General features: G+C 49.8%; 22 protein-coding genes. 8 read left to right on the plus strand and 14 right to left on the minus strand.

What is annotated here, in order from left to right; translation table 11 throughout:
- Positions 1–4: 4 nt before the first annotated feature.
- From ACZ50P_RS00575 to ACZ50P_RS00635, 13 genes are all read right to left on the minus strand, one after another.
- Positions 5–880, minus strand: coding sequence for a type II secretion system F family protein (locus ACZ50P_RS00575; protein WP_464132732.1), 876 nt, complete (start codon positions 878–880; stop codon positions 5–7).
- A gap of 3 nt (positions 881–883) precedes the next feature.
- On the minus strand, positions 884–3,106 hold the full coding sequence (locus ACZ50P_RS00580) for an ATPase, T2SS/T4P/T4SS family (protein WP_464132734.1): 2,223 nt from the start codon (positions 3,104–3,106) through the stop codon (positions 884–886).
- Positions 3,107–3,159: 53 nt separating this feature from the next.
- The gene (locus tag ACZ50P_RS00585; RefSeq protein WP_464119395.1) at positions 3,160–4,692 is read right to left on the minus strand and encodes a BON domain-containing protein; all 1,533 of its coding nucleotides are present in this window, start codon (positions 4,690–4,692) and stop codon (positions 3,160–3,162) included.
- A gap of 32 nt (positions 4,693–4,724) precedes the next feature.
- Positions 4,725–5,633, minus strand: coding sequence for a Flp pilus assembly protein CpaB (gene cpaB / locus ACZ50P_RS00590; RefSeq protein ID WP_464119397.1), 909 nt, complete (start codon positions 5,631–5,633; stop codon positions 4,725–4,727).
- A 15-nt stretch (positions 5,634–5,648) separates the two neighbouring features.
- A complete protein-coding gene (locus ACZ50P_RS00595; protein WP_464119399.1) occupies positions 5,649–6,152 on the minus strand; it encodes a hypothetical protein in 504 nt (167 codons plus the stop codon).
- Positions 6,146–6,784 (minus strand): hypothetical protein, encoded by a 639-nt coding sequence (locus ACZ50P_RS00600; RefSeq protein ID WP_464119401.1) that lies wholly within the window; start codon positions 6,782–6,784, stop codon positions 6,146–6,148. Before ACZ50P_RS00600 ends, ACZ50P_RS00595 begins: the two co-directional genes overlap by 7 nt.
- A gap of 18 nt (positions 6,785–6,802) precedes the next feature.
- Positions 6,803–7,057, minus strand: coding sequence for a hypothetical protein (locus ACZ50P_RS00605; protein WP_464119403.1), 255 nt, complete (start codon positions 7,055–7,057; stop codon positions 6,803–6,805).
- A complete protein-coding gene (locus ACZ50P_RS00610; protein WP_262554936.1) occupies positions 7,054–7,242 on the minus strand; it encodes a hypothetical protein in 189 nt (62 codons plus the stop codon). The genes ACZ50P_RS00605 and ACZ50P_RS00610 overlap by 4 nt, the downstream gene beginning before the upstream one ends.
- A gap of 46 nt (positions 7,243–7,288) precedes the next feature.
- Positions 7,289–7,477 carry a Flp1 family type IVb pilin gene (locus tag ACZ50P_RS00615; protein WP_464119406.1) on the minus strand — a complete coding sequence of 63 codons (189 nt, stop codon included), beginning with the start codon at positions 7,475–7,477 and terminating at the stop codon, positions 7,289–7,291.
- A 461-nt stretch (positions 7,478–7,938) separates the two neighbouring features.
- Positions 7,939–8,457: a hypoxanthine phosphoribosyltransferase gene (hpt, locus tag ACZ50P_RS00620; RefSeq protein ID WP_464119408.1), complete on the minus strand. Its 519-nt coding sequence runs from the start codon at positions 8,455–8,457 to the stop codon at positions 7,939–7,941.
- A 9-nt stretch (positions 8,458–8,466) separates the two neighbouring features.
- The gene (locus ACZ50P_RS00625; protein ID WP_262554921.1) at positions 8,467–9,189 is read right to left on the minus strand and encodes a tetratricopeptide repeat protein; all 723 of its coding nucleotides are present in this window, start codon (positions 9,187–9,189) and stop codon (positions 8,467–8,469) included.
- Positions 9,189–9,926, minus strand: coding sequence for an outer membrane protein assembly factor BamD (locus ACZ50P_RS00630; RefSeq protein WP_464119410.1), 738 nt, complete (start codon positions 9,924–9,926; stop codon positions 9,189–9,191). Before ACZ50P_RS00630 ends, ACZ50P_RS00625 begins: the two co-directional genes overlap by 1 nt.
- A 34-nt stretch (positions 9,927–9,960) precedes the next feature.
- Positions 9,961–10,731 carry a hypothetical protein gene (locus ACZ50P_RS00635; RefSeq protein WP_464135240.1) on the minus strand — a complete coding sequence of 257 codons (771 nt, stop codon included), beginning with the start codon at positions 10,729–10,731 and terminating at the stop codon, positions 9,961–9,963.
- Between the two features lie 149 nt (positions 10,732–10,880).
- Here ACZ50P_RS00635 and ACZ50P_RS00640 point away from each other — a divergent pair, with 149 nt between their 5' ends.
- Genes ACZ50P_RS00640 through mltG form a run of 5 tightly spaced genes read left to right on the plus strand, consistent with a single transcriptional unit; the run spans position 10,881 to position 17,232 of the window.
- Positions 10,881–12,257, plus strand: a complete 1,377-nt coding sequence (locus ACZ50P_RS00640) for an aminotransferase class III-fold pyridoxal phosphate-dependent enzyme (protein ID WP_464132735.1) — start codon at positions 10,881–10,883, stop codon at positions 12,255–12,257.
- Positions 12,258–13,604 (plus strand): M20 family metallopeptidase, encoded by a 1,347-nt coding sequence (locus ACZ50P_RS00645; RefSeq protein ID WP_464119416.1) that lies wholly within the window; start codon positions 12,258–12,260, stop codon positions 13,602–13,604.
- Entirely contained in the window at positions 13,601–14,629 is a 1,029-nt protein-coding gene (locus ACZ50P_RS00650) for an arginine N-succinyltransferase (RefSeq protein WP_464119418.1), read from the plus strand. The genes ACZ50P_RS00645 and ACZ50P_RS00650 overlap by 4 nt, the downstream gene beginning before the upstream one ends.
- Positions 14,630–14,632: 3 nt before the next feature.
- Positions 14,633–16,150, plus strand: a complete 1,518-nt coding sequence (locus tag ACZ50P_RS00655; protein ID WP_464119420.1) for a succinylglutamate-semialdehyde dehydrogenase — start codon at positions 14,633–14,635, stop codon at positions 16,148–16,150.
- Positions 16,150–17,232: an endolytic transglycosylase MltG gene (mltG, locus tag ACZ50P_RS00660; RefSeq protein WP_464132738.1), complete on the plus strand. Its 1,083-nt coding sequence runs from the start codon at positions 16,150–16,152 to the stop codon at positions 17,230–17,232. The genes ACZ50P_RS00655 and mltG overlap by 1 nt, the downstream gene beginning before the upstream one ends.
- Here mltG and ACZ50P_RS00665 read toward each other — a convergent pair.
- Complete coding sequence (locus ACZ50P_RS00665; protein WP_464132739.1) at positions 17,229–17,726, minus strand: hypothetical protein; 498 nt, start codon at positions 17,724–17,726, stop codon at positions 17,229–17,231. The genes mltG and ACZ50P_RS00665 overlap by 4 nt on opposite strands.
- A gap of 84 nt (positions 17,727–17,810) precedes the next feature.
- Between ACZ50P_RS00665 and lysC the strand changes: the two genes are divergently transcribed.
- From lysC to dusB, 3 genes are all read left to right on the plus strand, one after another.
- Complete coding sequence (gene lysC, locus ACZ50P_RS00670; protein ID WP_464132741.1) at positions 17,811–19,193, plus strand: lysine-sensitive aspartokinase 3; 1,383 nt, start codon at positions 17,811–17,813, stop codon at positions 19,191–19,193.
- 51 nt (positions 19,194–19,244) lie between these two features.
- Complete coding sequence (locus ACZ50P_RS00675; RefSeq protein ID WP_464132743.1) at positions 19,245–19,841, plus strand: nitroreductase family protein; 597 nt, start codon at positions 19,245–19,247, stop codon at positions 19,839–19,841.
- Positions 19,842–20,010: 169 nt separating this feature from the next.
- Entirely contained in the window at positions 20,011–21,024 is a 1,014-nt protein-coding gene (dusB, locus tag ACZ50P_RS00680; protein ID WP_464132745.1) for a tRNA dihydrouridine synthase DusB, read from the plus strand.
- Positions 21,025–21,030 lie beyond the last annotated feature (6 nt).

Here is a 21,030-nt window from a genome sequence, read left to right on the forward strand (position 1 = left end):
CAAACTACACTTTAATGGTAACAAGCTTTTTAATGAGCACGCCACCGATAATTTGCAGACCCAGCATTGCCACGAGCAACACTAGACCTAAGGTTGTGCTAAACATTGGTTTGATGAAGGTGGGATCGATAACGGTGAATACAACCATCAAGATAAACGGAATCAGGGTGACGATAATTCCCTGCATAAGACCCTGAGCGGTCAGAGCCTGAATTTTTTTCTCTACCTTTTGTCTTTCGCGCACGACCAGTACGATGGTCTGGAAAGTTTCTGCCAGATTACCGCCGGTTTCTTTCAGGATGTTGATGGAGGTCACAAACATCTGGACATCGGGACGTGGAATGCGGTTGCCCAGATCGTTCAGTGCACTTTCGAAGCTGTCACCAACTTGCATCTGATACAGTACCTGTGCGAATTCCTGACTCATGGGATTTCCCATGATCTCTACCACACGCTTCATGGATTCCTGCGGGTTGGATCCGGCCTTGATACCGTTGGCCATGATGGTCAGTCCGTCGACCATCTGGTCGACGAATTTGGCGCAGCGTTTTTCATAAATCAAGCGAACCAGCAACAGTGGAAGCTGCCAACCGGCCACAGTGATAGAAGCGCCGAAGATGAAACCAATAAGAACATTGGGCCAGAAAATCAAAAAGGCCAAAGCTCCTAAACCGAAGCTCATCATCAGAATCAGAATCGTGACTTTCTTTTCATCGACTTCCATTCCCATTATACGAAGCAGACGCATGACTTCGTCGCGTTTACCCAGACTGCGTTGGTGCAGCCACGAAATCGCCTTGTCCGCCCAGGCGATGACAATGACGAAGACGCAAAGGCCAAACAGAGGAATCATGATCCATTCGTTAAACAGGAAGCTCATACTCTATCCTGACTTCTTCACCGGAGCGATGCCGGGCATCTTTGGTGCCATGGCTGCCGGGATGGGTGGTTTGTTTTGCGCAGGTGCCGCCGCTGCAGGGTTGCCCGCATTCGGATCGTTGGCGAAGATCTCGCGAGGAATCACAACACCTTTATCACTCAACTTTTGAATGAAACTTGGAATGGTACCAGTTGCCTGGAACACGCCCTGAATCTTTCTGTTTTTGTCATAGCCGGTTTCTTTAAAGCGGAAGATTTCTGCCAGAGTGACTACGTCACCCTGCATGCCGGCAACTTCGGTGATGCTAAGGATCTTACGACTACCATCCGACAGACGGGAGATCTGCACAATCAGATTCACCGCGCCGGCAATCTGTTCACGAATCGCACGGACCGGTAGATCCATTCCGGACATCATACAAAGTGTTTCCAGACGCGCAATACACTCGCGAGGAGAGTTGGCGTGAGTCGTGGTCATGGAACCATCGTGACCGGTATTCATGGCCTGCAACATATCCAAAGCGGCACCGTCACGGCACTCACCGACGATGATGCGGTCCGGACGCATACGCAGGGCATTCTTGATAAGATCCCGGATGTGAACAGCGTTGGAGCCTTCCATGGAAGCCGGACGGGTTTCCAGACGCACAACGTGCTCCTGTTGCAGTTGCAACTCGGCCGCGTCCTCGACCGTGATCACACGTTCGTTGGACGGAATGTACGAAGACAACATATTCAACAAAGAGGTTTTACCTGAACCGGTACCACCAGAGATCACGACATTCAGACCGTTTTCCACGCAGATGCGCAGGAAGTCGATCATGTTCTTGGTGATACTTCCATAGGAAATATACTTGTCAGCGGTGATACCGCCCTTTTTAAACTTACGAATGGTCAGCGCAGGGCCGTCGATCGCCAAAGGCTCAATCACGGCGTTCACACGCGAACCGTCTTTCAAGCGGGCATCGACGTAAGGGGTTGAGTCATTGATCTGACGACCCAGCGGCGTCACAATACGCTCGATGATACGGCGCAAGTGATCGTTGGAGGTAAAGGTCACAGGGCTTAGCTGCACTTTACCGCTTTTTTCGACGAAGATTTTTTTAAATCCATTCACCATGATCTCGGTGACGTCGCCGTCGGCCAGCAGATCTTCCAGGGGACCCAGGCCCAGGGCTTCTTCCAGGACCTCTTTGATGATCTTGGAACGCTCTTCACGAGCAAGATCCGGAGCTTCACGGTCCACGATCAGGGTGATTTCGCGTTTGGTTTTTTCGCGGACTTCTTTTTCTTTGTTTTCATCTTGTTTGGTGTCGACCAAAAGCTTCTTCAGATCCACAGTACGAATCAGTTCATTGTGGATACGAATCTTCAGAAGAGTTCTGGCGTCCATCCCTTGAACGGCAAGGGCGGAACCCCCATCGGCCGACGCCGCGGGCGGAGGTGTTGGTTTCGGACGCGCTGTTGTTTTAAGTCGTTGTAAAACACCGCCAGTCAGTTTTCGGGCAACGTCATAATACGCCGCTGTGATCGGCGCTTTCGGGGCAGAGATCACAAATGGGGTGTACTTTTGCAGCGACATCATGGATGTGGCCTCATCCTGTGGAATGATTCCCAGGAAGGGAAGCTGCAACTGATTGGAAATCGTTTGTGGTGACAGACCCGTCGGAGACGCTTTGTTGATCACCAGCTGGAACATGTCTTTAGGGAAAGTCGCTGACAAAAGCTCGTTCACCAGGCGTTGAGTTTGAGTCACCACCAGAACTTCGGGAGTTGTGACGATCATAATGGCGGTGGCTTCCTGCAAAACTGCCATCTGTGCGGGACCCAGATCTGTTCCCACGTCCACGACGACATACTTAAAGGCCCGGCCAAAGAAATCCAATAGTTTTCCCAGAAGATCCGGAGAGATGTTCAAACTTTCTTCCGGTCCGCGAACCGCGCCCAGATAAGCCAGGCCGGACTGGTGCATGGTCACAAGAGTGTTCATCGGCTGAGAATTTAAAGAGCCTTGGAAGTTAGCCAGTTCTTTCAGGGTCTTTTGTGGTTTCAGACCCATGATAACGTTTTGATCGCCGACGCTCTTGGCATCAGCATCAATCAAAAGAACCTGACTGCGGAGTTCGTTCATGATGGTGCAGGCGAAATTGGCTGCGAATACGGATTTACCGACGCCGCCTTTGCCGCCCACCACTGCGATGAGATTACAATTAGGATTGATAGCCAAAACAGACCTCCAGCTTTCCTATCGGCTGAAACGGGAGGTCCGTTTACGAGACCTTAATCGCGTAAACGGAACTTCTTCTTAATTTGCTCGGCACCAGCACTCGCAGAAGTTTTCACTATCGGTGTGACAAAGACCACGAACTGGCTTTGTTGTTTCACGAAATCTTTGGATGCATACAAACTGATGATCGGATTCTTTTGCCCCGCTGGACGATTGTACCCGGTCGAGGTCGAGTTACGAATCAATCCCCCCACGGCAGCACTTTGGCGGTCACGCACCGTCACCGAGGACGTCATTTCGTTGGCGCTGGTGATGGGAGCACCGCTGGGTGTGTTCCCCAAAAGGCTGGACACTTTGAAGGCCATCTCCATCGCAACACTTCCGGATTTTTCGCCCAGCAGTCGTGGTGTGATCGAAGTCACAATACCAACTTCGGCAAAGGCCGTTCCTTGAGTGCCGTCTTTGCCAATCACTGGATACGGCTGATTGGTGACTTGTTTGATTTCACCTTTTTTGCCGTCTTCCACAATCAGACTGGTGCTTTCCAGGACGCGGGCATGACCGTGTTGTTTGGCCCAGTTCAGTTTAGGCAAAAGATTGGAAACCGTTCCAGTGATGGAGCTGATCACACCACCCGGAGAATCTCCGCCGGTCTGGAATGTCATCGTGGAGTTATCCCCCAATTCCGGAGTGAACTGGAACTTGAAGGCCTTGGAATAGTCTTTGTTCAGCTCCACGTAGTGAACCACCAGCTGGATCATCTTGGCAGGGGCTGCCGCAGGGGCCGCTTTGATCTGGATCAGATTGATCACACCATCGTTGGCGGGCTTACGTTTTTTGATCACACCTTTTTCTTCTGCAGCTTCGATCACGATGTCAGGCAGATAGGTTTTGGCGATGATTTCGGCGCGTTTGGATTCTTCATCCGAATTGGCCCAGCCCTGCAGAATGATTTTTTCATTCACTGCGCGGACCTCAATTTCAGGATTGTTGATGTCGCGGGCAATGAATTCCGCAATTTTCTTTTGTGCCAGAGGACTCAGGGTCACCAAGGAAGAGGCCTGATCCCCGAACTGCTGGACGACGTTATAGATACGCGCCAGATCTTTTGGCAAAAGAATCTGACCATCGACCACCACGCGGTTGTTGACGATTTTGATATTGATACCTTCGATATCACCCAGCAGGGCGCGCATTTCGCGGACCACTTTGTCGAGCTTGCTTTTTTTGACGTCGATGCGGAACTCGGCCACGATCTTGCCATTGCGTTTGTCGTGAATGGTCAAAGTGGCAAAGCCTTCACTTTTTGGCGTGAAGCGCATGATATTGAGGTCTTTGGCGTAAGAGGCGGTCACAATTCGACGGAAGTCACCCTTGAATTCGATACTGTCAGGAAGCGGGGGAAGCTTCTCATCCTGCTCGATACCCAGGGTCAGATTGATGAACTTACGAGAACGATAGATTCCCTCTTCACCCGAAGTGGATGAAGTGGGCGCGGCTTCCAGTTCTTCCTGGGCCCAGGCGATGGTTCCACTGAGCAGGAATAAACTTAGCAGTCCTCCTGCAATCAGATTTTTACGTCTCATAAATCCCCCTTACTTCCCCTAAATCAGACCCATTACAAAGTTTGAAATCCGTTGGCGCGTGGTCTTTGTGCTGGTGGAGGCGCAACTCGCTGTTGTTGAACTGGTGGCATGGGTCGTGGTGGCATCACAATGGCAGGCGCGGCTGGCGCATCCATGGATACAACCGGTTTGCCCAGTACGCTGTCCGAAGTGGAGCTTGGCATACGAGGCGGAATTGTTCTGTCGCTTGGATTTCTCAAGGCCATGAACAGATTCCCTGGTGCAGTCGAAAGAATATAGAACAGATCCTGGGCTTCCTTGGGTGTTGCTTCGACCGTGATGGTGGTGTACTTGGTGTCCCCAGTCAGTGCGATCTGAGTCAGGTTCTTCCCGGTGGAATCCAGCTCAAACATGCGTGGAATGTTATTCACAACACTGACACCTGTTGCCAGAACAACGACGTCATTCATCATTGTGAATACTTCACGGCGCTGATTGACCCCTTTACCGGAATCAACGGCCGCATAGATGTCAATACGATCACCTGGGCGAATCAGCTTAGCCACACCGCGGACTTCATCCACCGGAATAGTCACGGCACGTTTGCTTGGCGCAACTTGCAGAGAAATCCCTGTGTCCGGTCCCGGGGTTAGAAGGTTGTTCTTGACGATCATCTGACCTTTACGAATAGGCACTGCGGCCACGTTTCCGATAATTTCATCAGGCACGGTGATAGCATCGGGCTGAATGAAGTCGGCCGGAAGCTCTTTGGTTTCGACCATGGTGTCATAGACGGTTTGCATTTCGGCGATATCTTCCTTCGCCACAACCACACGTTTGGTGGAACCAAAGCGCTTGTCGTATTCGGCTTTCTTCTCTTGAGAGTAACTATAGAGAAGGAAGGTGGCGAAAACCCCTGCTGCGATCGAAAGCCATAAATTTCTAGTTTCGTTTGATCCCATAAAGTCCCACTTCTCTTATGTGCCCGTGCATCCGGCGTTAAGGCAGATTCCGTAAGTTGTTTTCACCCAAATAGGGTTCACTGCGACACCCTCGTTTCTTCCTCCCGGAAGATTGCGAACCTTTTCGTGCTCAGCCTTGGTGTTGCCAGTGACTTCGGCCGCTCGTTTTTGGAACGTGAAGAAGTCAATCAGACGGGCGCTGGCAATCCAGTCCTGTCCTTTGGCGTTTTCCGACAAGGTCCCGTGAACACGCATGCCTATTTTGTTATAGGTGTACTTCAGTGTGTTTGGGTCCGAACTGATCGCGCTGAGATAATTCAGATTCGATCGGTTGCGGAAAGTTTCAAAAGCATAGTTTCGGGATGCGATGGAATTCAAAATTCCCGTATGAATGGCCCCGAAGAACCCCAGCGAGAAGTTCACCAGCAGCACGATAACAATGATAATAGGGATGAGTTCCAGAACAGCCATCCCTTCTTCATTCTTTAAAGAGGATTTACGCTTTTGCTTCTTCAGCATCCGTTATCCTCCATCGGGATGTAATCACCCGTATTGCCGCCAAGTTCCTTATATCTTGGATCCAGATCCAGAAGAGCGGAATAGCGCTTTTTAATCTGACCTTCCCAGCATTCCTGCCGGGTGGGTTCGCGGATCAGGAACCCGGTGATTTTGGCGGAAAAGCCCGAATCGTCCTCGCTGGTGGATCCCAGGAAAGCGATCTTCAGACTTAGCAGTTTTGGTTTGAAATCAAAGCGGACTCCCACTTGCGGCACGCGGCCTTCTTCGCCCTTGTATTCATCGGCAAAGTTATCCCCGGCGCCACCGCCGCGAATTTCAAGTTGTGGAGAGAGTTGGAACCAACCACCGTCAGCCTTATTGAAAAGAGGCTTCAGGACGGGATTGTTGATCAGGGCCAGGTATTTTTCTTTGCCCATTTGTTCCTGTTTGGTTTGATCGACGTGAGCCGCAGCATGGGCTCGTGAGGCGGAAAAGGCGATATACTGCGCCACTTCAGCCATGGATAGAGTGAAGTTCAGTGCGAAAAAGACAATGCAAAGCCCCACCGAAATCACGATGGCGAAAATGAATTCAGCGGAAATCATCCCGCGTTCATTTCGTAAGGTTTTTGCAAAGCGCTTGGTTTCGCCCATTCTTTCCTCTTTGAATCTTTACTCTGGCTCGACAGTCAAAGAACGATTCAATTGGTTGGGATGTTTGCTTTTAGCCTTGTCTGGCGTATCCCATACGCCAGCCTCGATCATGCCGGAAACCTTCTGCCATGGGCCGGAGATCATCTTTGCAAGATACTTATTCTCTCGCAGTTGACCAGTGGCCCACACCAGCGCTCCCACCATGAAAGTCATCAGCAGGACGGATTCGATAAGAAATTGGCCCTTGTTGTTACCAAGAGTCTTTTTCATCATTCACCCACCCAACCAATGTGATTGCCACCCTGAGGCTTAAATCCCGCTCCTGTCATGAGCTGTTGTTCCACGCGTGCTCCCAACCGAGGCCCTGATTCTTTAAAGGCCTTTGCCGGAACAGTCATGAACCCCTTCAGGATAAAGAAGAAGGTGGCAAATATTAAAAGCACGTATTCAATAGTCATTGGGTCCCCCTTTTTCCCAGCTAAAAAGCAGAGAGTTCAGGCGAACTTATTCCCCTTGGAAGCCGGAAATCTTTTCGGAGAGTTCTCCAAGTTTGCCGTCCATTGTGGTCTTAATTTTGTCTTTAAAGAGCACAACAAGGGCTACAACAACCACCAACAAAAGGATGTATTCCGTCGCACCTTGGCCGGCCTCATTTTTCAATAGCTTCTTAGAAAAGTTCTTAAACTTTTTCATGGATATTCCTCCTTAGTCAGAATATCGGATAATTTTGGGATTCTCTTTAGAGGACAGATTACAGAAGCTTATTTTGTCTTTGCCTCAGAATGAGATTCTGCTCTCTGAAAGACTTAAGCCCCACTCCTGTCGAAAACTTAGACGGAATCGGAAGCTTGAAATTGAACGACACTTGGTCGAAGGTCCGGGTTTTCTTTGTGCGTGGGGCTTTCGCGAGGCTTGGCCGCCGCACGACCTAGGTCAGAAATCTGAACCTTTGTTGGGGTCCTGTATTGACGAAGGTCCTAAGACTGAATAGATTGGGCCTTAGGAGACTTCTCAGCATGCCTAAGCACCTTGTTTTTCTCTATGCTTTTTGTGTAGTTATTCTTTTCGTCGTCAACGTCGTAGTGTCCTAGTCAGGACCTGGTTGTCGAGAGGGTCAAAGGACCCTGCATGAGGATTCCCATGCAGGTCGAATCTTAGTTCTTCAGAGCGTAAATATCAGGGTAATTTCTGCCAAGTTCTTCTGAATCCATGCCGTAACCAACGACATAGCGGTCTTCAATTGTTTTACCGATATAGTCAGCTTTGATTGGCAGTTCACGGCGAGCAGGCTTATCCAGCAGGGTCACGATTTTCAAGGATGCCGGAGCGGAAGCAAACAGACGGCTTCGCAGGAAGCTCAGTGTGCGACCGGTGTCGATGATTTCTTCAACCACGATCACATGTTTGCCAGCGATATTTACAGAGATGTCTTTAACGATTTTAATCGCGCCACCACGTTCAACTGCCTGAACATGCACGAAATCCACCTGCTGAGGCAGATCCACTTTACGCATCAGATCCGCAGTGAAGTGAATCGAGCCGCGCAGTGGGCAGATAAACACAACATCCTTTCCTTCGTAATCAGCTTCGATTTGGGAAGCCAGGTTGGAAACAAGTTCAGAGATTTCTTCGCTTGTCAGGAAAGGGACCATTTGATCTTTAAGTTGTGCCATGTTGTGCCTCTACAAATCGATGGAAGTGATGCCAGCAGCTTGAGCCATTTTCAAATAGCGCAAAGCCTCGGGGTGTTGTGGATCCCGAATGAGGATATTCTCCCACTGTTCGGTCGCTTCAGCAATATTGTTTGAATTGTAGTAGATCGCCCCAAGCTTTAGGCGAGCTGGAATAAGGTGTGGGTATTCACGGATCAGGGCCTTGAGATCCTTCACCGCGCGATCCGCCTGGCCCAACTGAACGTGAACTTCGGCAATACGCATGGTGATTTCAGCTTTTCTGCTGGAAAGCTTCTGCGCTTTCAAAAGCTGTTCAAGAGCTTCGTTGTAGCGTTTGTACTGATAGTAAAGATCCGCCAATTCTTCGTGTTTGGAGGCGATTTTTTCGTCCACAAACGGATCCTGCTTGCCGGATTTCTTTTCCAGCTGGGATTGAGCATCCAGGAAAACCTGTTTGCCCTCATCGTATTTGCCCAGATCGTTCAAAATAATGGACAGACCCACGCTGGCATCGGTGTAAGTTGGGTCAATTTCCAGAGCGCGACGGAACGTTTTGATCGCCTTGCTGAACTGGCCTTTGTCGTAAAAGATCGTTGCCAGCATCTGATAAACTTCCGGGTTGCGGGTGTTTTGCAGAAGCATTTGATTCAGAATCGGCTCGGCCATCTTGTAGTTGCCGTTGATAAAATATCCACGGGCTTCAGATAGCATGTCGTCATGAAGAGCGTTCATTACTCAAGCTCCTTTTCAGCGGCTTTCAGTTCGCGAGTTCCTGGGAAGTCACGAGCCAGAATCTCTTCATACTTTTTGGCTTTCGCCGTATCGCCGATTCTGTGGGCGGCAATGCTGGCACGAGAAAGGGCTTTGGCATCAAAACCCAGTCCGCGGAAGTTGTTGTAAAGACCTTCATAGCGGCCCAGGGCACTGTCGAAGATTTTGCGTTTGAAGTAGAAGTCCGCGATGTACTCTTCTTTTTCAGCCAGCATTTTGATTGCAGCCGTGCGCTTTTCTTTGGCTTCCGTGACGTACTCAGAGTTTGGATATTTCTTAATCAAATCAGACAGATTAAGGATCGTGTCATTGGCCAAAGATAAATCACGATCAATCGTGGAAGGCAGCTGATTGAAGTAGCTCATGCCGATGCGGAACTGCACATAATCAGCATTGGGAACTGTCGGGTGGAGCTCTTTAAACATCTGATAGGACACTTGCGCTTCAGCGTAGGATTCTTGTTTGTAGTAAACATCCGCGATCGCCAGTTCTGCTTTTGTCGCGAAGTTGCTGTATGGGAACTTGTTTTTTACTTCGGTGTAGCGACGGATGGCCTCTTCAAAACGCTCAGACTTGTCGTACTCTTCCGCAATGGCGAAAGCCCCCTCCGGCGTATTGGAGTTCTTTTCAGTGGAGGCACAGGAAACAAGAGTTCCCACAGCCGCGAGAATGACTATGACTCGGAGCGTTTTCAACATAGAGGTAAATCATATTTTGACCAAGGTCCAGCTGTCAACGCGTCAAAAGCAGTGAGGATTTTTTAATCCAGCCGGTAAGTGATCCCGGATAAGTGACTTGCACCCAGTCCCCCTGGGTGGTGTGCGCAATAACTTCCATGCCGCCGAATAAATCCAGGATAGCGACCTGATTTTCACCTGGGGCGGTTTGTAATGCGACTTTCTCTTCGATGATGGTGCCACGAAGAATGGAAGAGTCATAAATTTTCAAAGCCAGAAGCCCTGTAAATATCACAAAACCCAAGGTCAGAAGGGCCGCGATTGTCGGGAATCCGGGCAGAGCTTTTTCCTCTAGCAGGGCGCGGCGACGGCGGCCGGCATAGGACAATAGAAGCCAGCCCGCAGCAAAGAAAAGCAGAGTGGAAAGAACAAGATAGGCCGTTAACGGGACGGGTTGCAGCAGATTCACACGCAACGTCTCATAGGTTTCGATTTGGCGAGGCACTTCGCGAATCTGCATTTGTGACAGAACAAACTTTAGTCCAGCCACAGCCGTGGGAAGTTCTGGTTCCGTGTGCAAGGCTTTGCGCAAAAGGCCGACGGACAAAGGCTTGTGATCCAGGTGGAACTCCGTCAAAGCCAGATTCGTCAGAATTGTCGCATTGTGTGGGTCTTTTTCCAGAGCTTTTGTGAAACTTTCCTGTGCCTTTGTGTAGTCTTTGGCTACGTAAAACTGAGTCCCCTGTTGAAAAAGGTCTGCAGAGCTTTCAGATTGCGCCGCGCCCAGAGAGGGCAAAATCAGAAAAAGAAAGAACACAGAGAGCATTTTTAAGTTCGACATAGCTTTCAAAGTTTACAGATAAAAGTCTCTTCATGTCTAGGGCGTGGCTTGTCTTAGTCCTGACCCGGGAGTAAACTAGACGGGCATTTCAAAAAAACAATGGGTCCGGTCATCTTGGACCCGCGAAAGGTATTATGAGTTCTCTTGTAGGTCATCAGATACAGCAATCCGATAAAATCAAATCCATGATTCAGGATCTTGTTGGCGAAGTTGGAAAGCTGAACGCCCAGATCACTGGCATTCGCGCTCCTCTGGATGAATTTAAGGATTCTGGAAAACAAAAAGTCGATCTGGCTGGTCAGTTCCGCGGACGTCCCTTGCATTATCCATACATGGGGACTGGTGCCGGTCGTGGCCCTTATGTTGAGCTTGAAGATGGCAGCATCAAATTGGATTTGATCAATGGTATCGGCATTCACTTGATGGGACATTCTCACCCACGCGTGATCGCTGCTGCTCTTCGTGGTTCTTTGGCTGACATTCTGACTCAAGGAAACTTGCAGCCTAACAATGAATACCGCTTGTTCACAGAAAAGATCGTAAAGCTGGCCAGCAAGAAAAGTCGCTTGAAGTACGCTTGGATCGCCACTTGCGGGACGATGGCCAACGAAAACGCTCTGAAGCTTTCCCGTCAAAAAAATTCTCCAGCGCGTTTTGTGATGGGCTTTAAGGATGCGTTTGCAGGTCGTTCCACAATGATGGCTGAAGTGACTGACAACCCGGCCTACAAGCAGGGTTTGCCTGAATATCACGAAGTTCTGCGCGTGCCGTTCTATGACAAACGTGATCCAAAATCCGGCGAAAAAGCATTAAACGTGATGAAAGAACACGTGGCAAAACATGAAGGCAATATCTCTGTCTTCGGTTTTGAACCAATGTTGGGTGAGGGCGGTTATCAGGCGGCTCCTCGTGAATTCTTCATCCCACTTCTGGATTTCTGTAAGTCCAAAAATATCGCGATCTGGGCTGATGAAGTTCAGACCTTCACACGCACGGGTGAATACTTTGCATTTGAAACTTTGGATATCGGTCAGTACATCGACATCTGCACGATCGCAAAGACCGCGCAAGTGGGTGCGACTCTTTACACTGAAGACTACAATCCAAAACCAGGTTTGATCGCCGGGACGTTCTCGGGCTCCACTCCGTCTTTAAGCGCGGGTATGGAAATGCTGGATATGCTGGGCGAAGGCTTCCTGGGGCCTCAGGGTCGCATCAACCAAATTCACAGACGTTTTATCGATGGCATCAATCGCCTGAATGAAACATCCTGCAAAGGCATCGCTCAGGATGCCGGCGGTATGGGTCTGATGATTGCCTTCACTCCGCATGACGGAAAAAAAGAAAGTGTGAATGCGTTTTTGAACAAACTTTTCCACAACGGGGTGATTGCCTTCCCATGTGGTAAAGACCCGGTTCGCGCGCGCTTCCTGGTTCCAGCTATCATTGAAGATGCTGACATCGACATCGCACTTAAAGCGATCGAAAAAACTTTGCTTGAAGGAGTCTAGTTGGACTTCATTGAAGCCTGCCGCCAGCTGATTGCAATTGATAGCACACCCACTCACGGCAATCGTGAATTATCCAAGTGGGTGGCGGCTTTCTGCCGTCAGCGCGGATTGCACGTGGAGGAACAGGAAGAAGTCGTGGGGGAGCTGGAGCAGGCCAATGTGATTGCCCGGCCTTCGGCGGAAAGACCCAGCGGCGAATTTTTGTTGCAGACACATCTGGATACGGTGGACCCGGGGCCGTTTGCTTTGTGGACGGAAACTGGAGCCAATCCTTTTGATGCTCATATCATAGATGGAAAAATCTATGGCTTGGGTGCAGCGGATGTGAAGCTGGACTTCCTGTGCAAACTGGAGGCGCTGGCTTCTTTTGGAAAGAATCGCGCGTGGCGCCTGCCGCCTGTCCTGGTGGGAACTTTCGGGGAAGAATCCGGGATGCAGGGGGCGCTGAAGCTGATTCGCAAAAACAAGATCTCTGCAAAAATGGCTCTGATTGGGGAGCCCAGTGATCTGCGCGTGATCAATGCCGCCAAGGGTTTTGCAAGTGTGGAAATCCATGTGCCTTTCTCGGACGAGGAGATGCGCTATCGTGAGGAGCACAACCTGCGCGAGAGCACCTCGACGCAATCAAAGATGTTCCGCGGCAAGGCGGCGCATTCTTCGATGCCACATTTGGGTGAAAGTGCGATTGCCAAAATGTTTGAATATCTGATGATGTTGCCGGATTCGGTCAATGTCATGGAAATGGACGGCGGCATTAATTTTAACACCGTTCCCAGTCACGCGTTCTTGGAGATTGACATGGTGACGCCGATTTCAGAGCCAATTTCCCGAAAGATTGCCAATATCTATCGGGCGGTAAAAGCTCTGGAACAGGAGTTCCTGAAATACAGGGATGAGGATTTTTATCCCAGTACACCGACGTTGAACATCGGGTTGATTCGCACCAATGAAACAGACATCCAGATTTCCGGTTCGTGCCGTATTCCTCCGGTGATCACGCACGAAATCTACGAGGGCTGGATGAATCGTCTGCGTGAAGTGTGCGAAGCCAACGGGGCGACGTTCCGAGTGAATGATTACAAAAAACCCTTCCGCACCGAAGTGACTTCCATTTTGGCGAAGGGGTGCCTGGATGAGCTGCGGGATATGGGTTTGGATGACAAACCCATCACTCAAGCTTCAACCAACGAAGCCAGCATCTTTACCCGCGTGGGTATTGAATGCATTTGCTTCGGTCCGGGGCGACGGGAGGGCAATGTGCACACTCCGCAAGAGCATGTGGCGATTGAGGATCTGCACAAGGCCATTGAATTTTATAAACGAGTCATCGAAAGGTTTTGTCTATGAGTTTTATAGTGCGACCGGTGCGACACGATGATTTGAGTCAACTGGTGGATCTGGCAAAGCAGTTTAATCTTTTGAACCTGCCGGGTGATAAAAAAGTGATTGGCGAAAAGATTGATCGCAGTGAGCAGTCTTTCGCCGGCAAGTTGACCAAAACACAGTCCGAGTATCTGTTTGTTCTTGAAGACGTGGAAGAAAAACTGGTAGTGGGAAGTTCTTTGGTGCTGGCAAAGCACGGAAACGAAGAAGTTCCTCACAGCTATTTTAAGATCTTTAAACGCGATCACTTCTCTCAGGATTTGGGAGTGGGCTTTATTCATCAAGTTTTGCGCTTTCAGCTGGATTTTGACGGTCCAACAGAAATCGGAGGACTTCTTGTTGATAAAACCTATCGCCGTCGTCCCGAAAAGCTGGGTAAACAAATCAGTCTGGCGCGTTTCCTGTACATGGGACTTTATCCGGAACGGTTCGAGGATCGAGTTCTGTGTGAACTGACGCCGCCGCTGACGGATGAAGGGCGCAGTGAATTCTGGGAGGCTCTGGGCCGCCGATTCACCGGTCTTCCTTATCAAGAAGCGGATCTTCTAAGCCAGTCGCACAAAGAGTTTATTGAAAGTCTGTTCCCGCAGGATGACATCTATTTGTGCCTTCTGGATGCTAAGGCCCGTTTGGTTCTGGGGCGTGTCGGTGAAGCCACAAAACCGGCCCAGCATCTTTTGGAAAGCATTGGTTTTAGTTATCTGGACGAAGTGGACCCTTTCGACGGCGGTCCTCATTATGGCGCAAATGTGTCCCAGATTCTGCCTATCACACAAGGCCGACGTCTGACGGTCACAGAATTTAAAGATGCCGCTTACAAAGAGCAGGGCTTGGTTGCCACAACCAGTGAAGAGTTCCGTGCTTCTTTGGCTTCCGCAGATGTTCGCGGTCATGAAGTGGCTCTGGCTCCGAAAGTGCGCCAACTCCTGGGCGTGGAGCTGGGTGAAGAAGTTTATATGTCTCCGTTTAATTACAATAGAGGAAAATAGAAAATGAGCACCACCATCTTTCCAATCAATTACAAAGGTGACTTTATCAATGGACGTTTTGTTCCGGTAACCAAAGGGGACGGCGAGTTCAAAGACATCAGCCCTGCCGATCTGAACGACACGGTCATGACGGTGCCGTTTAAGCACGATCACATTGATGAGGCCTGTGTTGCCGCGAAGAAGGCCTACATGCCTTGGTCCATGCTGACGATGGATGAGCGTCGTGGCTATCTGCTTCGTTTGAAAGAAATGTATGACACTCACGCCGAACAAATGGCGCAGATCATTTCCCGTGACACAGGGAAACCGACCTGGGAGGCCTTGACTGAAGCCAAAGCCCTGGGTGCCAAGATCGACATTACCTTGAATCATTCTTTGAAGCTTGTTGCTGAAGAACGTATTGCCAATGCTCTTCCGCAGGTGGAAGGGGTGATCCGCTATCGTTCTCGTGGAGTCATGGCGGTCATAGGTCCTTTCAACTTCCCGGCGCATCTGCCCAACGGGCATATCATTCCGGCTTTGATCGCGGGGAACACGGTTGTGTTTAAACCTTCTGAGCAGACGCCCGCCGTGGGTCAGTTCATGGCCGAAATGTTTGAAAAAGCTCAGTTCCCGCCAGGTGTATTCAACCTTGTACAGGGTGATGGCGCAGCGGGCGGCCGTTTGGTGGCAAGTGAACATGTGGACGGTGTTCTGTTCACGGGTTCTTACGAAGTGGGACTGAAGATCAAGCAAGAGACCTTGAATCATTACTGGAAAATCCTGGCGCTGGAGATGGGCGGTAAGAATGCCACGGTCGTTTGGGATGATGCAGACATGGACAAGGCGATTTACGAAAGCCTTGTGGGCTCTTATATGACCGCCGGTCAGCGCTGTTCCTGTACCAGTCGTATAATCTTGCATCCGAAGATTGCCGATGAGTTCACGGAAAGATTCTATCAGGCAGCCAAGAAACTAACGATCGGTCACTGGACGGAAAACACGTTCATGGGTCCATTGATCAATGCGGCTGCGGTGGAAAAATACATCCGCTTCCAGGAAATCGCCAATCGCGAGAACTGTGAAAGCCTGATGCGCGGTAAGGCGCTGGATCTGAAGCACAAGGGTTACTATGTGACTCCATCCATTCACTTGGTGAACAAATTTGATCCAAACAGTGTTTATCAAAAAAGTGAAATCTTTGGCCCGAATGTGGCGATCTATCAAAGTGACAACTTTGATGAGACCATGAACATTGTGAATTCCTCGGGTTACGGACTGGTGATGGCGCTCTTCTCTAAAAACAAAGAGCTTTACGATCAGGCTTTGCATAAAGCACGCGTCGGCCTTCTGAACTGGAATCGCACAACCAATGGCTCAAGCTCTCGCTTGCCGTTTGGTGGAATGGGTAAATCCGGCAATGACCGTCCGTCAGCGCATTTTGCAATTCAGTATTGCACGGTGCCTGTGGCAAGTCTTGAGGATGCAACTCCATTTGATCCGACAAAAATCTTGCCGGGCATGAACTTGGATATGAAGTAATGAAAAAGACGATTTTGGTTTTGGTTCTGGCGGTGGTGATTCTGCTGGCCTCAATGGGCGGTGGTGTGGCTTTCCTGGCGTATGAGTTCTCGCATTCCCGTCCCAGCGACACCGCGATGGATGTGGTATACGAAGTCACACCCGGTAAAGGATTTGCCACCATTGCCAAAGAGCTTGAAGAAAAAGGTCTTGTGAAGAACGCAACCTTCTTCAATCTGTATGCCCGCTTTAAAGGGGAACGCTCCAAAATCAAAGTCGGTGAATATTTGCTTCGCACGAACATGATCCCTTCCGAGGTGCTGGAAACCATCACCTCTGGAAAAAGCATCGCCCGCAGCTTTACAGTCAGCGAGGGGTTGAGCACCTATGAAATCGCGGACCTTTATGAAAAGCAGGGCTTCGGCACGGCAGCGGATTTCATGCGTTTGACTCGCGATCCGCAATTGATTCAGTCTTTGCTGGGCGAAACGGTGGACAGTCTGGAAGGTTATCTGTTCCCGGAAACCTATATGCTGACCAAGTACACAGACACCAAGGCTTTGATCAGCAATATGGTAAAAAGATTCTTGTATGTGTACAACGAAGTTCTTCCTCAGGCGGAAGTGAAGTTCCTAACCCGCCATCAGGTTGTGACTTTAGCCAGTATCATTGAAAAGGAGACCGGCGCACCGGAAGAACGCCCTTTGATTTCTTCGGTCTTTCACAACCGTATGGCTAAAAAAATGCGCCTGCAAACAGACCCAACTGTAATATACGGAAAAGCAGAAAAGCTGGGTAAGATTGTCATCAATATTACGCGAGAAGATCTGCTGACCCCAACTCGTTACAACACCTATGTGATTCCGGGTCTGCCACCAGGGCCGATTGCCAATCCGGGCCGTGAGGCACTGCTGGCGGCGGTGAAACCGCAGGAAAGTCAGTATCTGTTCTTTGTCAGTCAGAACGATGGAACACACGTGTTCTCTGAAGATTACAAAGGCCACCAAAGAGCGGTTCAGAAGTTCCAGTTGGATCGTAAAGCGCGTGAAGGAAAATCCTGGCGCGACCTGCAGAAACGCCCACCAACTCCCGGCAAAAACTAAGGTTCAAAGTTCGCTGGAGCAGATACTCGATCGAAGGAGCGGGTGTCTGAATTAAAGCGGAAGATATTCAAACGAGGCACCATCTGTTCATCATAGGTTGGTGCCACGATCTCTAAAGTTCCATCCTTATCGACATCCACCAAAGCCAGATTGGTCGCATTTCCCTGAACCAGCACGAAGCCGTCCCGGGTTTCATAAAGTGGAAGCTTGCTTAATAAGGTCAGCCCGCCCTGTTCTTCGGATTGATAGACTTCCAGGGAAAGAGCACTGCCACTTTGAATTTTTAGAATAACTACTTTAGGTCCATTTTTACCCAAGGCCCCGTCGACTTTAGCCACAATCTTGCGATTGGTGCTGATGAAAGCGTCCTTCACTTTACTGCGCAAAGAGGGAACGACAGCCACCACAGTCAGGGCCATGGCAATCAGGGCAAGGCCCGCCATAAGCAGGATTTCTTTTTTCTTAAATGCAGAATCAGAGGCCATCGAAGTCATAAAAAAAGTCTGCCATAAAAGTCGTTGAATGAAAAACCCTAACCGCATTAGGATATTCCCTGGCCTAAGGGCCAAGGAGTGAATGTGGCAAAGCTCGTAGTTTCCAAGTTTGGTGGCACTTCCATGGGAGATGCCGACTGTATGCTTCGCAGTGCCGAGGTCAGCTATCGCCAAGGATCAAGTCTGGTGGTGGTATCGGCAACTTCCGGAACAACCAATGATCTGATCGCCCTGGGAAAAACCGCTGAAACACAGAGCTGGCCGGATGCTGAAAAAATTCTTACCAAGATTCAGGAGCGGCATCTTAAAATTGCCGGGGATCTGTATTTGCCGGCAGACTCGGTGAAGCTGCTGGAGACTTTGTTTGAAGAAATGAGTTCTTTGGCCAAAGGGATTCATTTGTTGAAGGACTGCTCGGTCAAAGCTCTGGATACGTTGGTGAGTTTGGGGGAGCGCATGTCCTCTTTGCTCTTTACCCAGGCCATGTCGCAGGTCTTGAAAAAACATAATTCTGAAAAGACCGCAGAGCTTTTGGATGTGCGCAAAGTTCTTCGCACCGATGATTCTTTCGGCAAGGCAAAACCTTTGACCGCGGAAGTGGCGGCCTTGGCACAAAAGCACCTATCTTTCCTGCGTGAAGGTCAACGGGTGGTCTGCACTCAGGGTTATATCGGCATGACAGAAGAGGGCAATACCACAACGCTGGGGCGCGGAGGCAGTGACTATTCGGCTGCGATTCTGGCTGAAGGTGTGTCTGCGGACGTTCTGGAAATCTGGACAGATGTGGCGGGGATTGCGACCACGGACCCGCGCTTGTGTCCCAAAGCCCAACCTATCAGAGAGATTTCCTTTAAAGAGGCTTCGGAGCTTGCGACTTTTGGTGCAAAAATTCTGCATCCGGCGACGTTGCTTCCGGCCATTCGTAAAAATATTCCGGTCTTTGTTGGCTCCAGCTTCGATGCAGAAGCGCGTGGCACCTGGGTGCGCAAGGATGTCGAGGATCATCCGCTGATTCGTGCGATGGCACTGAGAAAAAAGCAGGTGCTCGTGACGCTGTCCACTCCGGAAATGCTTTACGCCCATGGATTCCTGTTTCAGATCTTTAAAATCTTCAATGACCACAAAGTCAGTATTGATGCGATCACGACGTCGGAAATTTCCGTCAGTGTGACGCTGGACGATTCCACGTTGCTGAATAAAAAACTGATCGCGGATCTTTCCCAGATTGCCGATGTTCAAGTGGAAGAAAATCTGGCCCTGATTTCTTTGATCGGAAACAATATCAACCACACCGCCGGCTTGGGAGAAAAGATCTTCAAGGCCATTTCAGACATCAACGTGCGCATGATCTGTCTGGGCGCCAGCAAGCACAACTTCTGCTTCCTGGTTTCTGATGAGCAGGGTCCCGAGGCGATTCGTCGCCTGCATTCTTGTTTTATCGAGGCAGGCAGCGAGGAAATGGCTTAGAAGGTACCTGGTACCTTTTGTATAAACACTGCGGCATGAGAGGACTTGCGAATGGAAAAGAATGAATTTTACAAGTTGTTGGAATCACGAACCTCGATTCGTAAGTACAAGCCCGATGCGGTTCCCAAAGAGGTGATCGAAAGAATTTTGGCTGCGGGAATGCAAGCCCCCTCCGGCAAGAATCGTCAGAACTGGCGTTTCTTTGTTGTGACCGGCAAAAAACGCGATGAGTATTTGCAGTACTCGCAGAAATCCTGGCTGGGGATTAAGGATATTTTGCAGCAGCGATTGAAGCCGTCGCTTTATCAATTTACAGAAAGATTTTTTTACACTTTGGGGGATGCGCCGGTGATTATTTTTGCGTATTCCCACAATGATTCTGAAGAGCGCTATCATACCAGCATTGGCTCTGTGTATATGGCTGTGGAAAACATGAATTTGGCCTGTCTGGTGGAAGGTTTGGGCTCTTGCACGATGGGAGCCCCACTGGAAATCAAAGAGGATGTGGATAAATTCCTGGGTGTGGATCAGTTGCCAGAATACCAAAAGGGGGAGCTGGAACTTCTTTGCGCCATGGTTTGTGGTTACCCGGACCACCAACCACCCAAAGCGCCTCGCCAAACTGACGGAAGGGTGACCTGGTTGTGAGTTCGAACCATTTCTAGTGATATCAGATACTTATGGTTTCATATCAGGAGCCCTCTCACATTCCCTGGGAGGGGGCTTTGTAAAAGGGTAAGGAAAACATATAAGTTAGCGATTTCTTTTAATTATTCTCTATCTATTGCCGGGCGGATTTGATATACCGCTCGGACTTATGAATCCAGTTGAAGCCTTAAAGACAAATCCCTTTGTTCTGGCCCCTATGGCCGGGATCACGGATCACGCTTTCCGCACCTTTATCAAAAAACTAGATGCCAGTGTTGTTGTCACTGAGTTGGTCAGTGCCAGCGGCATCGAGTACAAATCTGAACGCACGATGAAGTTGATGAGCTTTGATGAATCCCAGCGTCCGATCGGGATTCAGTTGTTCGGTGAAGAGCCTGAAATCGTAGCTCGAGCGGCCCAAGTGGCCGAAGCCGATGGTTGTGACTTTGTGGATTTGAACTTTGGCTGTCCGGTTCCCAAAGTCGTCAAGAAGGGCGCGGGTTCTGCAATCTTGAAAGACCCGGCTGCGGTTCAAAAGATGGTGTCGACCGTAAAGGCGACCATCAAAATTCCACTGACCATCAAGATTCGCACGGGTTGGGATGCCAACTCCCGCAATGCCACCGAGATCTGCAACATCGCTTATAACGAAGGCGTTTCCTGGGTGGCGATCCATGGACGCACTCGGGCCCAGGCCTATACTGGACTTGCGGATTGGGACTTTATCGCAGAAGTGAAGGCCAATACCAAGATTCCCATTCTTGGAAACGGAGACATCCTCACTCCTCGCCAGGCCAACCTAAGGCTGCAACAGTCCGGCTGTGACGGTGTCATGATTGGGCGAGGCTGCCTCAAAAATCCGTTTATCTTTATGGACGCCCTGTCCTTGTGGCGAGGTGAGGCGGTTAAAGACGTGAAGAGAGATTATGTGAGTCTTTTCCAAGGTCTTCAGAAAGAGATTGTGGCGCATTGTGATGAGCACATTACTGGGATCCAGCTCAGAAAGTTTGCAGCTTGGTTCTCAACAGGTTATTCTGGAGCCGCTCAGTTTCGAAAGAATCTTTTCCAATCCAAAAGCAATGACGAAATCATGGCACTAGCGAATGAGTTTTTCGCTGGGATCGGTAATGTAGAGCAAGAAGACACCAGCGAAGAAGAATTCCTGATGGGTGGTCACGGCTAACTTAAC

The organism is Bdellovibrio sp. CKG001 (genome assembly GCF_055397465.1).

Coding starts and splice junctions, on each gene's coding strand:
- ACZ50P_RS00575 (WP_464132732.1), bottom strand. CDS start 880: ATGAGCTTCCTGTTTAACGAATGGATCATGATTCCTCTGTTTGGCCTT.
- ACZ50P_RS00585 (WP_464119395.1), bottom strand. CDS start 4,692: ATGAGACGTAAAAATCTGATTGCAGGAGGACTGCTAAGTTTATTCCTG.
- cpaB (WP_464119397.1), bottom strand. CDS start 5,633: ATGGGATCAAACGAAACTAGAAATTTATGGCTTTCGATCGCAGCAGGG.
- ACZ50P_RS00595 (WP_464119399.1), bottom strand. CDS start 6,152: ATGCTGAAGAAGCAAAAGCGTAAATCCTCTTTAAAGAATGAAGAAGGG.
- ACZ50P_RS00600 (WP_464119401.1), bottom strand. CDS start 6,784: ATGGGCGAAACCAAGCGCTTTGCAAAAACCTTACGAAATGAACGCGGG.
- ACZ50P_RS00605 (WP_464119403.1), bottom strand. CDS start 7,057: ATGATGAAAAAGACTCTTGGTAACAACAAGGGCCAATTTCTTATCGAA.
- ACZ50P_RS00610 (WP_262554936.1), bottom strand. CDS start 7,242: ATGACTATTGAATACGTGCTTTTAATATTTGCCACCTTCTTCTTTATC.
- ACZ50P_RS00615 (WP_464119406.1), bottom strand. CDS start 7,477: ATGAAAAAGTTTAAGAACTTTTCTAAGAAGCTATTGAAAAATGAGGCC.
- hpt (WP_464119408.1), bottom strand. CDS start 8,457: ATGGCACAACTTAAAGATCAAATGGTCCCTTTCCTGACAAGCGAAGAA.
- ACZ50P_RS00625 (WP_262554921.1), bottom strand. CDS start 9,189: ATGAACGCTCTTCATGACGACATGCTATCTGAAGCCCGTGGATATTTT.
- ACZ50P_RS00630 (WP_464119410.1), bottom strand. CDS start 9,926: ATGTTGAAAACGCTCCGAGTCATAGTCATTCTCGCGGCTGTGGGAACT.
- ACZ50P_RS00635 (WP_464135240.1), bottom strand. CDS start 10,731: ATGCTCTCTGTGTTCTTTCTTTTTCTGATTTTGCCCTCTCTGGGCGCG.
- ACZ50P_RS00640 (WP_464132735.1), top strand. CDS start 10,881: ATGAGTTCTCTTGTAGGTCATCAGATACAGCAATCCGATAAAATCAAA.
- ACZ50P_RS00650 (WP_464119418.1), top strand. CDS start 13,601: ATGAGTTTTATAGTGCGACCGGTGCGACACGATGATTTGAGTCAACTG.
- ACZ50P_RS00655 (WP_464119420.1), top strand. CDS start 14,633: ATGAGCACCACCATCTTTCCAATCAATTACAAAGGTGACTTTATCAAT.
- mltG (WP_464132738.1), top strand. CDS start 16,150: ATGAAAAAGACGATTTTGGTTTTGGTTCTGGCGGTGGTGATTCTGCTG.
- ACZ50P_RS00665 (WP_464132739.1), bottom strand. CDS start 17,726: ATGACTTCGATGGCCTCTGATTCTGCATTTAAGAAAAAAGAAATCCTG.
- ACZ50P_RS00675 (WP_464132743.1), top strand. CDS start 19,245: ATGGAAAAGAATGAATTTTACAAGTTGTTGGAATCACGAACCTCGATT.
- dusB (WP_464132745.1), top strand. CDS start 20,011: ATGAATCCAGTTGAAGCCTTAAAGACAAATCCCTTTGTTCTGGCCCCT.